10 protein-coding genes are annotated in these 12,248 nt (G+C 69.4%); 6 read left to right on the top strand and 4 right to left on the bottom strand.

What is annotated here, in order from left to right; all coding sequences use genetic code 11:
* Window positions 1-184: 184 nt before the first annotated feature.
* On the top strand, window positions 185-1,804 hold the full coding sequence (locus LGM56_RS27580; protein WP_089433469.1) for a methyl-accepting chemotaxis protein: 1,620 nt from the start codon (window positions 185-187) through the stop codon (window positions 1,802-1,804).
* On the opposite strand, the gene LGM56_RS27585 is transcribed toward LGM56_RS27580, so the two are convergent.
* On the bottom strand, window positions 1,777-2,886 hold the full coding sequence (locus tag LGM56_RS27585; protein WP_226207264.1) for an AGE family epimerase/isomerase: 1,110 nt from the start codon (window positions 2,884-2,886) through the stop codon (window positions 1,777-1,779). The two genes, LGM56_RS27580 and LGM56_RS27585, sit on opposite strands and share 28 nt — an antisense overlap.
* A 114-nt stretch (window positions 2,887-3,000) precedes the next feature.
* Between LGM56_RS27585 and LGM56_RS27590 the strand changes: the two genes are divergently transcribed.
* The 4 genes from LGM56_RS27590 (at window position 3,001) to LGM56_RS27605 (ending at window position 6,177) form a co-directional block, all read left to right on the top strand.
* Window positions 3,001-3,699, top strand: a complete 699-nt coding sequence (locus LGM56_RS27590) for an MgtC/SapB family protein (RefSeq protein WP_089496033.1) — start codon at window positions 3,001-3,003, stop codon at window positions 3,697-3,699.
* Window positions 3,700-3,791: 92 nt separating this feature from the next.
* Window positions 3,792-5,201 (top strand): flagellar hook-length control protein FliK, encoded by a 1,410-nt coding sequence (locus tag LGM56_RS27595; RefSeq protein ID WP_226207265.1) that lies wholly within the window; start codon window positions 3,792-3,794, stop codon window positions 5,199-5,201.
* 175 nt (window positions 5,202-5,376) lie between these two features.
* Window positions 5,377-5,532, top strand: a complete 156-nt coding sequence (locus LGM56_RS27600) for a hypothetical protein (RefSeq protein ID WP_006481665.1) — start codon at window positions 5,377-5,379, stop codon at window positions 5,530-5,532.
* A 165-nt stretch (window positions 5,533-5,697) separates the two neighbouring features.
* Window positions 5,698-6,177 carry a GNAT family N-acetyltransferase gene (locus tag LGM56_RS27605; RefSeq protein ID WP_226207266.1) on the top strand — a complete coding sequence of 160 codons (480 nt, stop codon included), beginning with the start codon at window positions 5,698-5,700 and terminating at the stop codon, window positions 6,175-6,177.
* Window positions 6,178-6,504: 327 nt separating this feature from the next.
* On the opposite strand, the gene LGM56_RS27610 is transcribed toward LGM56_RS27605, so the two are convergent.
* The 3 genes from LGM56_RS27610 to LGM56_RS27620 all read right to left on the bottom strand — a co-directional run bounded on the left by LGM56_RS27610 (window position 6,505) and on the right by LGM56_RS27620 (window position 10,385).
* Window positions 6,505-9,594: a heavy metal translocating P-type ATPase gene (locus LGM56_RS27610; RefSeq protein WP_226207267.1), complete on the bottom strand. Its 3,090-nt coding sequence runs from the start codon at window positions 9,592-9,594 to the stop codon at window positions 6,505-6,507.
* A gap of 219 nt (window positions 9,595-9,813) precedes the next feature.
* Complete coding sequence (locus LGM56_RS27615; RefSeq protein WP_060074480.1) at window positions 9,814-10,137, bottom strand: type II toxin-antitoxin system HicB family antitoxin; 324 nt, start codon at window positions 10,135-10,137, stop codon at window positions 9,814-9,816.
* The gene (locus LGM56_RS27620) at window positions 10,134-10,385 is read right to left on the bottom strand and encodes a toxin HicA (RefSeq protein ID WP_226207268.1); all 252 of its coding nucleotides are present in this window, start codon (window positions 10,383-10,385) and stop codon (window positions 10,134-10,136) included. Before LGM56_RS27620 ends, LGM56_RS27615 begins: the two co-directional genes overlap by 4 nt.
* A gap of 338 nt (window positions 10,386-10,723) precedes the next feature.
* On the opposite strand from LGM56_RS27620, the gene LGM56_RS27625 reads away from it, so the two are divergent.
* The gene (locus LGM56_RS27625; protein WP_226207269.1) at window positions 10,724-12,160 is read left to right on the top strand and encodes a DUF1254 domain-containing protein; all 1,437 of its coding nucleotides are present in this window, start codon (window positions 10,724-10,726) and stop codon (window positions 12,158-12,160) included.
* The last annotated feature ends 88 nt before the right edge of the window (window positions 12,161-12,248 follow it).

Below are 12,248 nucleotides of genomic sequence, written 5' to 3' on the forward strand. Positions count from 1 at the left end.
CAATTTCCAGCGTGATGCGACGCGATTATTGCGTCGAATGCCGTAGATTTCCCTGTTTGCGGGGGATTCCGCTGGAATGCGCGGACAACGTGAATTTCGTTGCCGTCCGCACCTAAAGTCCGACGAAGAAATGCCGCTAATGCCGGGGCATTGCCTCATCGTCCGCTTTCCAGGAATCTCCCCCATGTTCGGAAAAATCAAGCTCGCGTCGGGTCTGCTCGGCGTGTTGACCGTGTTTTGCGTCTTCCTGTTCGCGATCGAGGCGCTCGGCTTCTGGGCGCTCAAGTCGACGCGCAGCGGCGTAGACGATCTGTCGAACGTCGCGATCACGCAGGTCGAGGCGGCCAGCCAGGCGACCCAGCAGCTGCTCGACGCGCGCATCAACCTGTCACGCGCCGGCACGCGGATGGTGCGCGGCGGCCCGAAGCCGGAAGACATCATCCGCCATGCCGGCGCGTCGCTCGCGGAAGCGGACAAGGCGTTCGCCGCGCTGACGGCCGCGCAGCCGGTCGACGATGCCAACCGCGCGCGCGTCGCGGCGCTTACCGAGCGCTATCGCGCGCTGCGCGGCGCGCTCGGCGAACTCGTGCAGTTCCTCGACGCCGACAACATCCAGGCTTTCCTCGACCAGCCGACGCAGAGCATCCAGGACGCCTATATCGCCGAGTTGCGCCGCTTCACCGACTACGGCGGCGCATCGAGCCGCACGGCGCTCGACACCATCGACGGCGGCATGCTCTGGTTCAAGTCGGTCGGCATCGTGCTGCTGGTGGCGATGCTCGTGGCGAGCGCGGCGATCTACGCGGCCGCGCGGCGCGCGGTCGTCGCGCCGCTGGAAGAAGCCGGCCGCCATTTCGAGCGGATCGCGCAGGGCCGGCTCGATGAGGTCGTGCGGGCAGGGGGCGTGTTCGAGATCGACCGGATGCTGCGCGGCCTCGCCACGATGCAGACGAGCATCGCGGGCACCGTGCGAACGGTGCGCCAGGCGTCCGACGCGATCCACCTCGGCGCGGGCGAGATCGCGGGCGGCAACGCCGACCTGTCGGCGCGCACCGGCACGCAGGCCGCGTCGCTCGAGGAAACGGCCGCGAGCATGGAGGAGCTGACGGCGACCGTCCGGCAGAACACCGACAGCGCGCGTGCGGCGAGCGCGCTGGCCGACGCGGCGCTCGAGGCGACGAGCCACGGCGGCGGCGTGGTCGACAGCGTGATCGACCGGATGCGCGGCATCGCGCAGAGCTCGGGGCGGATCGCGGAGATCATCTCCGTGATCGACGGCATCGCGTTCCAGACCAACATCCTTGCGCTGAACGCGGCCGTGGAAGCCGCCCGTGCAGGCGAACAGGGGCGCGGCTTCGCGGTCGTCGCGGGTGAGGTGCGCTCGCTCGCGCAGCGCAGCGCGCAATCGGCGAAGGAGATCAAGGCGCTGATCGAGGATTCGGTCGCGCAGATCAACGGCGGCGCGGAGCTCGTCGAGCGCGCCGGCGATGCGATGCGGACGGTGTCGGCGTCGATCACGCGCGTCGTGCAGACGATGTCCGAGATCACGGCGGCGTCGGTCGAGCAGAGTGTCGGGATCGAGCAGGTGAACCAGGCCGTCACGCAGATGGATCAGCTCACGCAGCAGAACGCGGCGCTGGTGGAGGAGGTCGCAGCGGCGGCCGCGTCGCTGAACGACCAGACCGCGCACCTGATGCAGGCGGTGTCGGTGTTCGAACTGGGCGACGGCCGCGCCGCACGCGGCGAGCGCGCGGCGCCGTCGTTCGACGACGCGGGTTACGCGCCGGCCGGCAGCGCCGCGTAGGCGGTCTCGAGGTGGTAGGGCGTCGTCGACGGCATGTCGGCGCGCGCCACCTGCCCGTCCGCCGTCTTGCACTCGAACCAGCCGCGCGGATGCAGGAAGCGCGCGGCGAAGCGTTCGATCTGCCGCGCGAGCGGCGCGGAGGCCGGCGTGCCGCCGTGCGTCGCGAGCGCGCGCAGGTACTCGGTCTGCGCCCAGATCCGCTGCGTGCCGTCGATGCACGCGCCTTGCGCGTCGAGCGCCGCGCAGACGCCGCCCGTCTGCGGATCGACGCCGTATTGCTCCGCGAACACGAATGCGCGCGCCAGCGCGCCGGGGAGCCCGGTCTGCGCGAGCCGCGCGCCGGCCGCATCGACCAGATAGAACCACTCGAACTGATGGCCGGGCTCGAACCGGTTGTCGGCCGCGCCGAGCGGCAGCTCCGCCACGCAGCCGGTTGCCACATCGACGAACGTGCGCTCGACGGCCTGCGCGGTGCGCGCGAGCGCGTCGTCGAACGCCGCGTCGCCGAATGCGGCCGCCGCCGCGAGCCACGCTTCGGTCAGGTGCATCAGCGGATTCTGCAGCGCCCCGCTGCCGGATGACGAGAAATCGGCGTGGCGCGCCGCGTCGAGCAGCGCGTCGCCGCGGTGCGGCGCGAAGCGGTCCTGAATCAGCGCGGCGGTCTCTTCGGCTGCCTGGCGTGCGGCGGCGTCGCCCGACGCCGCATACCACGCGGCGCACGCGAACACGATGAAGGCGTGCGTGTAGAGATCCTTGGTCGTGTCGAGCGGGGCGCCCTGCGCGTCCACGCTGTAGTGCCAGCCGCCGTGGCGCGGGTCGCGAAAGTGGCGGCCCAGCGCGTCGAACAGCGTGGCCGCGTGCGCGATGTCGCCGGCCTGCGCGAACACGAACAGTTGCCGGGCGGAGGCCATTGCGCGATAACGTGTCACGGGCAGCGGCGCATGGGTGGCCGGATCGACGGCTTCGAACGGCAACTGCAATGTCTGGTCGAACCCTGAACCCCGCCAGATCGGCAAGACGACGTGCGCGAAATGGTGGCGCAGCTGGGCGGCCTGGGCGGAAGCGGAGTCGGAAACGGACATGACGGGGTTGAGCGCTGGGTTCGAAACGTGTGGGCGCGGCCCGGAGGATCGGCGCGACCGGGGCCAAGGATAAAACATTCCGCACCGCCGACACCAAAAAAGGAGATAAATCGCATGCTGAGCAACCTGGAACTCGTGATGCGGCTCGTCCTCGCGGCGGCGCTGGGCAGCGTCATCGGCTTCGAGCGCGAGCGTCTGTCGTGGGCGGCCGGCCTGCGTACGCACATGCTCGTCTGTGTCGGTTCGACGCTGATCATGATCGTGTCGGCGTTCGGGTTCGCCGACGTACTCGGCAGCAGCGAGCACATCGTGCTCGACCCGTCGCGGATCGCCGCGCAGGTCGTATCGGGCATCGGCTTCCTGGGCGCGGGCTCGATCCTGCTGCGCGGCGAGATCGTGCGCGGGCTGACGACGGCCGCGAGCCTGTGGTCGGTCGCCGCGATCGGCCTCGCGGTGGGCGGCGGGCTCTACGTCGCGTCGATTTCGGCGACGATCATCATCCTGATCATCCTGGCCGGCATCAAGCCGCTGGAGCGACGCTACTTCACGGTGCGCCAGCGGCGCCAGCTCGCGCTGACGGTCGTGAGCGGCACGCTGAACTTCGATTCGCTGCACGCGGCGCTTGGCCCGGACAGTGCGCGCGTGAAGCAGTTCATCGTGCAGCGCGCCGACGACACGGGCGAGCATGACGAGGTGCGCATCGCGCTTGCGCGGGTGTCGGCACTCGAATACCAGGCGATCTGCGACAAGCTGCGCGCGCTGAAGGGCGTCACGCGTTTCGAAGAGGGCAATGGGTTGTCGGGCGACGAATAGGCGGAATCGGCGATGGGGCATGCGACAATGGCCGACCACCGATTCCGTTCGACATCCGGTTCCGCGCTTGCGGGCCCCGCCATCCGATTTCCATGACCGAATCCGTTTCCTCGCCTCGCTCCCGTTCCCGTTCCAATCGTTCGTCGGCCCGTTCGCGCCCGCGCTCGGCTGCTGCCGCGGGCAGTACGTCAGCAAGGGCGACGGTGCGGTCCGGCAGTGCGCCGGCCGGCGACGCGTCGCGCGACGAACGGACGTTCGACCTGTTCGGCGATCCGGTGCTCGAGCCGGGTGAGCGTGTGCCGGCTACGGCGCGTGACGAAGCGGGCGCGCAAGCCGAGGCTGCGGTCGATGTCGCGGACGATGTGGCGTCCGGGCGGCAGGCTGCGCTGGACGGGTTCAGTGCGCCGGATGGGGTGGCCGCGGCAGGACATGTGGAAGCAGCGGAAGGTGCGGTGACGCCTGGAGACGCGACGGTGGCGCATGGCGTTTCGTCGCCTGAAGGTGGTGGTGACGCAAACGTCGACGTCGTACCGGCTTCTGGCGCGGCTGGGATGAAGGCGGTCGATATTCCCCTGGCCGATGGCGTCGCATCGAAGGCCGCCGATGGGCCTGCGAGCGATGGCGCCGCAACGGTGGTGACCAAGTTGCAAGCAACCGATGGTGCTGCGGCGAAGGCGACCGGGTCTCAAGCGGCTGATGGTGAAGTTGAGAAGGCTGTTGTTGCTGCTGCCGCCGTTAAATCCCGCGAAGGGCGGTCCTCCGGTGGTGCCGTGAAGGAACGCCGTGCGTCGTCGGGCGGCAAACGCCGGGCGGCTGCCGGTGCAAGCGACGCGACAACGGAGCAATCCGCGCCGGTCGTGACGAGCGTTGGCACGGTGCCGGAAGCGACCGCGGTGAGCGCGGCGCCGGACGCGGTGTCGACGGTCGAGCCGCAGACGTCGGCGCAGCCGGCCAAGCCGGTGATTGCCGCGAACACGGCGAACACGGCGAACACGGCCAACGCCGCGAAGGCCCATGACGCCGCGCCGCGGGTCGCCGCCACCGTATCCCCCGTTACGCAGCCGCTGGCTTCCGCTGCCTCCTTTGTCACGAAGCCGTCGGCGGAGCGCACGCAACCGGCCGCGCCGGCCTTCGATCCGGATACGCACCTGCGCCCGCTGACCGACCGGCTGGCCGTCCTGCAGGCCGATGTGGATGGCCTGGCGCGCACGGCCGATCGCGAGATGCGTCGCGTCAACCGCCTGCTGCTGGCGTTGGCCGTCGTCGTGCTGGCCGGGCTCGTCGCACTGGTGATGCAGACTCGGCAGATCGCGCACCTGAAGCAGGACGTCGCCACGAAGCAGCAGCGGATCGATCGCCTCGCGGCCGATCTGTCGACACAGCAGGCAACGCTGATGACGCTCGAAGAGCATCACGAAGCGCTTCTGTCGCAAGTCGACCGGCTTCAGCGCAACGCGAACCGCGAAGCGGCCGTCGCGAAGCGCGCTCGCCGCACGCGTTAATTGTTTCGACCCTATCCTGGAAGCCCGACGGAGCAAGGATCGCCGTGATATATCGGCGATCCGCCGTCGCGCGCATGCGGCAAACTGATGCGGTGCGCTGGCGGAGTTAAGGGAAAACCCTTAGAATGGAGTCCATCTAAGGGAAAACCCTAGCCACATCTGTCAGGAGTCTCACATGAGCTTCATCCTCGCCCTGCTGCAAAAGATCGACGACCTTTTCGTGTCTCCGCACCTGCCGCTCGACGCCGAATACTCGTACGCTGCACGTCGTGCCGAAGCCGAGCGTGTGCGCCGTGCACACCTCGTGCCGATCGTCCTGTACCGTCGCTGATTCGCTGATTCGCTGATTCGCTGATTCGCTGATTCGCTGATTCGCTGATTCGCTGTCAGCGCGGCGCCTGCCGTACCTGCCTGTCCGCTTTCCGCCGCTGCATCGCGCGCCGGCGCGACCGTCCCGCTACACTGGAAGTCCGATTCCGTACACGGTGACCGGGCCATGCTGCAAATGCGGCCGATGACGGCCAGCGAATTCCACGCGTACCGCACGCGAGCCATCGACGGCTACGCGAGCGATCTCGTTTCATCCGGACAAAATGCGGTCGAAGACGCGGCCAGCCGGGCGCGCGCCTGTTTCGACACGCTGCTGCCGGACGGCCTGCGTACCTCCGGCCAGACCCTCGTCGTGCTCATCGACGGCGCCAGCGGCGACGCGGTGGGCGACCTCTGGTACGCGATCGTGCTTGAAGGGCCGAACCGCACGCTGTTCATCTACGACCTCGACATCGCCCCGTCCCGGCGCCGCCAGGGCTGGGCCACGCGTACGCTCGAGGCGCTCGATGCCGAGGCACGCCGGTACGGCGTCACCGAGATCGGGCTGTCGGTGTTCAATCACAACGTGGCAGCCCGCGCGCTGTATCGTGCGTGCGGCTTCGCGCCGATCACGACGACCTTGATCAAGCCAGTCATTTCGGACTGAAGCCACCGGCCGGCGCCGCGTCGTCGTGTGCTGGCGGTTCGCCCCGCCGCGATCGGCCAATGCTGGCCGACCTCACGATCCTTCCTGTTCGCCAAGCGCCAAGCGCCAAGCGCCAAGCGCCAAGCGCCAAGCGCCAAGCGCCAAGCGCCAAGCGCCGAACGGCCATCCGGCCGTTCGGCACACGTCACCGGCACACGTCACCGGCACACGTCACCGGCACACGTCACCGGCACACGTCACCGGCACACGTCACCGGCACACGTCACCGGCACACGTCACCGGCATACGTCACCGGCACACGTCACCAGCACACATCACCGGCACACATCACCGCGCGCGCCCCTTCCATCTCCGCAACAGCAACGCGTTGGTCACGACGCTGACGCTCGAGAACGCCATCGCCGCGCCCGCGATCACCGGGTTCAGCCAGCCGAGCGCCGCGAGCGGCACGCCGACCAGGTTGTAGACGAACGCCCAGAACAGGTTCTGCTGGATCTTCCGGTACGTGCGTCGGGAGATGTCGATCGCGTCGGCGACGAGCGCCGGATCGCCGCGCATCAGCGTGATGCCGGCCGTATGCATCGCGACGTCCGTACCGGTCGCCATCGCGATGCCGACATCGGCCGCGGCGAGCGCGGGCGCATCGTTGATCCCGTCGCCGACCATCGCGACGATCCCGCCGTGCGTGCGCTTCAGCTCGGCGACGACGCGCGCCTTGTCGTCGGGCAGCACCTGCGCATGCACCTCGGCGATCCCGAGCGACGCCGCGACGGCGGCCGCGCTGCCGCGGTTGTCGCCCGTCACGAGTACGCTCGCGACGCCGCGCGCCGACAGCGCCGCGATCGCGTCGCGGGCGCCCGGCTTCACGGTGTCGCCGAAAGCGATCAGCGCGAGCAACGCGCGCGGCGCGTCGGCGCGCATCAGCCACGAGATCGTGTTGCCCGCGCGCTCGAGCTCCGCCGCGCGTGCGTCGAGCGCGGGCGGCACCGCGATGCCGAGCTCGTCGCGCCAGCGCGTGCTGCCGAGCGCGAGCAACTGCCCGCCGACGCGCGCTTCCACGCCGCGTCCGGCCACCGCACGCGCATCGGCGGCGACGGGCGACGGTCCCGCACCGCCGCGTGCGGCCAGGTCGGCGTCGTGCGCGGCGACCACGGCGCGCGCGAGCGGATGGTCGCTCTGGCGTTGCACCGCCGCCGCGAGCGCAAGCGCTTCGTCATGCGGCACGTCGACCGCTTCGAACGCGGTCACGGACGGCTTGCCTTCGGTCAGCGTACCGGTCTTGTCGAACGCGATCACGGTCGTGCGCTGCGCGAGTTCGAGCGCCTGCGCATCCTTGATCAGCACGCCGTGCCGGGCCGCGACGCCCGTGCCGGCCATGATCGCGGCGGGCGTCGCGAGGCCGAGCGCGCACGGGCACGCGATGACCAGCACCGCGACCGCGTTGAGGATCGCGGTTTCCGTGCCGGCGCCCGCGATCAGCCAGCCGACCAGCGTCAGCAACGCGATGCCGAGGATCGCCGGCACGAACACCTCGCTCACGCGATCGACGAGCCGCTGGATCGGCGCCTTCTCGGCCTGCGCGGATTCGACGAGGCGGATGATGCGTGCGAGCGTCGTCTCCGCGCCGATCGCGGTGGTTTCGACGACGAGCGCGCCTTCGCCGTTGATCGAGCCGGCCGTGACGGGGTCGCCGTCGTCCTTCGGCACGGGCAGGCTTTCACCGGTGATCAGCGATTCGTCGATGTGCGAGCGGCCCGACACGATCCGGCCGTCGACCGGCACGCGCTCGCCGGGACGGATGCTGACGCGGGTGCCGACGCGGACCTGCGCCAGCGGCACGTCGCGCTCGACGCCGTGCTCGACGACGCGCGCGCGGTCGGGACGCAGCGCGTTCAGCGCGCGGATCGCGTCGGTGGTCTGGCGCTTCGCGCGCGACTCGAGCCACTTGCCGAAGCGCACCAGCGTGACGATGACGGCCGACGCCTCGAAATACAGGTGGCCGGGATGCAGGGGGGCGCGCAGCAGCATCCACAGGCTCAGCCCGTACGCGGCCGACGTGCCGAGCGCGACGAGCAGGTCCATGTTGCCGGTGCGGGCCTTCACCGCGTGCCAGGCCGCGCGGTAGAAGCGCGCGCCGTAGCCGAACTGGACGATCGACGCGAGCATGAGCTGGAGCCAGCCGGGCAGCATCAGGTCGATGCCGAACGGCGCGACGAGCATCGGTGCGACAAGGGGCGCGCTCAGCACGGCGGACCAGATCACGAGATCGCGTTCGCGAATCGCTTCGAGGTGCTTGCGGGCGTCCGGGTCTTGCGCGGGGCTGCCCGGTTGCGCGTCAGCCCCGGCGGTGGCGCCGGCTGATGATGCGGCGGAGAGCGACGCGCGGTAGCCGGCCGTGGTGACGGCTGCGATCAGCGTCGCGGCGTCGAGCGCGCCGGCGCCGTGCACCGACGCACGCTCGGTCGCGAGGTTGACGGAAGCGCGTGCGACGCCCGGCACGGCGGCCAACGCCTTTTCGACGCGGCCGGCGCAGGATGCGCAGGTCATCCCGCCGATGTCGAGTTCGAGATCGGCGGGGGCGATGGAGGCTGCCGGCGGGATCGCGGCGCCGGCCACCGGTGTCGCGCCATAGCCGGCTTGTTTCACGGCTTCGGCGAGTTGTACGGCGGTCACATCGGGCGCGGCGTCGATGGTGGCCCGTTCGGTCGCGAGATTGACCGACGCACGCGTGACGCCAGGCACCTTCGCCAGCGCCTTTTCGACACGCGATACGCAGGACGCGCACGTCATCCCGTCGATGTCGAGTTCGATGCTGGCGGGCGCGGTAGGCGACGAAGGCGCGAACGCGGCGACGCCGGCCTCCGTTACCGTCGGCGTCGCGCCGTAGCCGGCCTGCTTCACGGTGTCCACCAGTTGCACGGCGGAAACGTTCGCCGCGGCATCGACGGTGGCGCGCTCGGTCGCGAGGTTGACCGACGCGCGCGTGACGCCCGGCACCTTCGCCAGCGCCTTTTCGACGCGCGACACGCACGATGCGCAGGTCATCCCGTCGATATCGAGTTCGATGGTGGTGCTGTCGGCCGGAAGCGGGTGGCGGGTCGTGGAAGCGGCTGCGGCCATCGGCGCGGGTGAGGCTTCGACAGGATGGGCATGCGGCGTCGCGGCGTCTTCGACCAGCGGGTCGCGCACGGCGGCGCGGTAGCCGGCTGCGTCGACCGCCTCGACGAGTTGCGCGGCTTCGACAGTATCGTGCGCAGTCACCGTCGCCGTGTGCGTGTCGAGGTCAACCGCCGCCTCGACGACGCCCGACACCGCGGCCAGCGCCCGTTGCACGCGGCCCGTACAGCCGCCGCAATGCATGCCGTCGATGCTCAGCTCGATCGTATGCAGCGCTGCGGAGGCAAGTGGTTCAGTCATGTCGGATTCCCTGAATGCGCGGCTCATGCCGCCAATGATCGCAGTATCAACATTCCCACGATGGTAAGGTCAAGCGGTGGTTGATGCATGCGATGCAAGGCGGGCGGATCGGCTCAAGGCCATCCCTGATCACAGGGTGCCACGACCCGGAAAAAGCGAACGCCCGGCTTCCACGAGGAAGGCCGGGCGTCACGTGCTTGCACGCAATCGCGTGGCTGGCTATGCGCAGAGCTTGGCGCTGGCGAGACGGTTCAGGCTGACGCCCTGTTCGGCGGCCTGGATCACCAGCGCACGGTGAGCTTGCGGCGGGATGCGGACCTTGAATTCACCGCTATAGGTGCGGTCGGCGATCGGTTCGGGCACCTTTTCGCCGTTCGCGGTCATGTCGCGCACGACATCGGCGACGAGCCGGCGGATGCCGGCGAGCGCGCCTTCCGGCGTCGCGTCGAGCCACGAAAGAGACGGGAACTCCGCGCACAGGCCGACGTGCTCCCCGTCCTCCGGGGACCACGTTACGCGGTACGTAAAGTGGTCTTGAGTCATGATTTCTGTTCCTTGAGTCGGTCGATCGCGTCGAGAACCTGCCGCACCCGATAGGCCTTGGCTTTCCCGTGATCGCTCCGGATATTCACTCGAGGATCGCCTTGCCACGGTGTCTTGAAAATGGCGTGGCTCGAACCGGATTGGCGGGCCTGGCCGAAGTGCGTCTCGCAGACCTTGAACAGATCGCCGAATCGCACATTCGCGGGCTCGCGCCTCATTTGCTCGAGGATCTTCCAATCGCTTGCCATGCTGAATGGTGTCAATAGTGACACCACTTGTCAATCCAGATGACAACTCGATTGCCGCTGAGACCGATCCGAAGTCGGCCGACATCGCCTCGATGCCGCCCCAATTTTCCTGGAGATCCGGCGAAACATTTGGGACTGGTCAGCCCGCGGATACGCGCCACCCGCTAATCGGCATATTGGGGGATGCCCTGAGGCGCTATGATACCGGCCTGACATCAGCGCCCACCGTTATGAACCGTAGCGAGACGGTTGTCCGGGCAGGCTGGGGTGCCTTGCTTTCGCCATTCGCAAGTCGAACAAGGCGTTGACTGAAAAGAACGATATTCGGCCAGTAATCGATGATTGAAAACCAGCAGGAATCAGTTTCTCTGCGGCGCGCGTGCGCGTCGCTCGCCATCATGGCGTTGCTAGCGGGGTGCGCGTCGCAACCGGACGCCATCCAGCGGAAAACCGGCTGGATGCGCGCGGAAGTCGTCGACTCCTATGTCTACGCGTATCCGCTCGTGCTGATGGACGTCGCGAAGGAAGCGGCGACGGGCGGCGACGGCGCGCAACCGGGGCAGGCGCCGCTCAACACGCTGCGCCATGCGCAGGCGCTGCCGCCCGTCGGCGCGGTCAATCCGCCGCTGCCGGGCGTCGACACGCTCGACTCGACCGGCTGGCTCGACGTCGCGACCGAACCCGTGATCGTCACGTTGCCCGACACGCGCGGCCGCTACTGGGATGCGCGCGCACTCGACATGTGGACGAACGTGCTGTGGTCGTCGTCGAGCGTGGCCGCACGCGGGGCACGCGGCGGCGCGCGATCGCAAACGATTGCCTTCGCCGTGAAGGACTGGCAGGGCACGCTGCCGAAGGGCGCGGTCCGGATCGACGTCCCGTCGGCCAATGCGTGGCTCGAAGTCCGGCTGCAGACGAGCGGCGGGCGCGACCTCACGAACGTGAAGAAACTGCAGCGCGCGATCCGCGTGGTGCCGCTGTCCGTCTACACGGGCGCGGCGCGCGGCGCGTCGGTCGCGGTGCATGCGGGCAGCGCGCCGTCCGAAGCGGTGGGCGGCGGCACGCCGGCCGAGCAGGTGGCCGCACTCGATCCGAAGGCGTTCTTCACGCGCTTCGCGCAGGCGCTGCAGGACAACCCGGCGCCGGCCGACGATGCGCACGCACAGGAACTGCTCGGCGACATCGGCGTGTCGGCCGGCTACCCGGTGCTGTGGGCGGGCAACCGCCTCGCGGCCGCGACGGCCGGCGTCGCCGAGGCGCGCGCGCGGCTCTCGACCCCGCCGTCGAACCTGCTGAACGCGAACGGCTGGAGCTGGATCGGCGATACGGCCGGCAAGTACGGCCAGGACTACACGCTGCGCGCGTACGCGGCCTACACGCAGTTCGGCACCGCGACGCGCGACGACGAAACGCTCGCGGTCGTCCGCGTCGACAGCGACGGCCATCCGCTGAACGGCGCGAACCGCTACGTGCTGCATTTCGCGCCGGGCGCGCTGCCGCCGGTGCGTGCATTCTGGACGCTGACGCCCTATTCGACCAACGGCGCGCTGCCCGACGTCGGGTCGGCACGCCGTTCGCTCGGCGATCGCGACCGGTTGCGCCGCAACCACGACGGCTCGATCGACATCGTCGTGTCGGCGTCGCCGGGCGGCACGCAGGCGGCCAACTGGCTGCCGGCGCCGCGCGCCGATTTCGCACTCGCGTTGCGCCTGTACGCGCCGAAGCCGCAGGCGAGCGACGGGTCGTGGATGCCGCCCGTCGTCGTCCGGAAATGAACGGATGACCGGCGGCGCTGTCCGACCGGCGGGCGCGACGGCGCCCGAACCTCGTCCCGTCCCCTCCTGAGCCTATACTTTCGGGATA

The organism is Burkholderia sp. AU38729 (genome assembly GCF_020419725.1).
GTDB lineage: Bacteria > Pseudomonadota > Gammaproteobacteria > Burkholderiales > Burkholderiaceae > Burkholderia.

What these genes read in the sequence shown, in the direction of transcription:
- LGM56_RS27585 (WP_226207264.1), bottom strand. Translation starts at nt 2,886, where the DNA reads ATGTCCGTTTCCGACTCCGCTTCCGCCCAGGCCGCCCAGCTGCGCCAC.
- LGM56_RS27580 (WP_089433469.1), top strand. Translation starts at nt 185, where the DNA reads ATGTTCGGAAAAATCAAGCTCGCGTCGGGTCTGCTCGGCGTGTTGACC.
- LGM56_RS27595 (WP_226207265.1), top strand. Translation starts at nt 3,792, where the DNA reads ATGACCGAATCCGTTTCCTCGCCTCGCTCCCGTTCCCGTTCCAATCGT.
- LGM56_RS27590 (WP_089496033.1), top strand. Translation starts at nt 3,001, where the DNA reads ATGCTGAGCAACCTGGAACTCGTGATGCGGCTCGTCCTCGCGGCGGCG.
- LGM56_RS27625 (WP_226207269.1), top strand. Translation starts at nt 10,724, where the DNA reads ATGATTGAAAACCAGCAGGAATCAGTTTCTCTGCGGCGCGCGTGCGCG.
- LGM56_RS27605 (WP_226207266.1), top strand. Translation starts at nt 5,698, where the DNA reads ATGCTGCAAATGCGGCCGATGACGGCCAGCGAATTCCACGCGTACCGC.
- LGM56_RS27600 (WP_006481665.1), top strand. Translation starts at nt 5,377, where the DNA reads ATGAGCTTCATCCTCGCCCTGCTGCAAAAGATCGACGACCTTTTCGTG.
- LGM56_RS27610 (WP_226207267.1), bottom strand. Translation starts at nt 9,594, where the DNA reads ATGACTGAACCACTTGCCTCCGCAGCGCTGCATACGATCGAGCTGAGC.
- LGM56_RS27615 (WP_060074480.1), bottom strand. Translation starts at nt 10,137, where the DNA reads ATGACTCAAGACCACTTTACGTACCGCGTAACGTGGTCCCCGGAGGAC.
- LGM56_RS27620 (WP_226207268.1), bottom strand. Translation starts at nt 10,385, where the DNA reads ATGGCAAGCGATTGGAAGATCCTCGAGCAAATGAGGCGCGAGCCCGCG.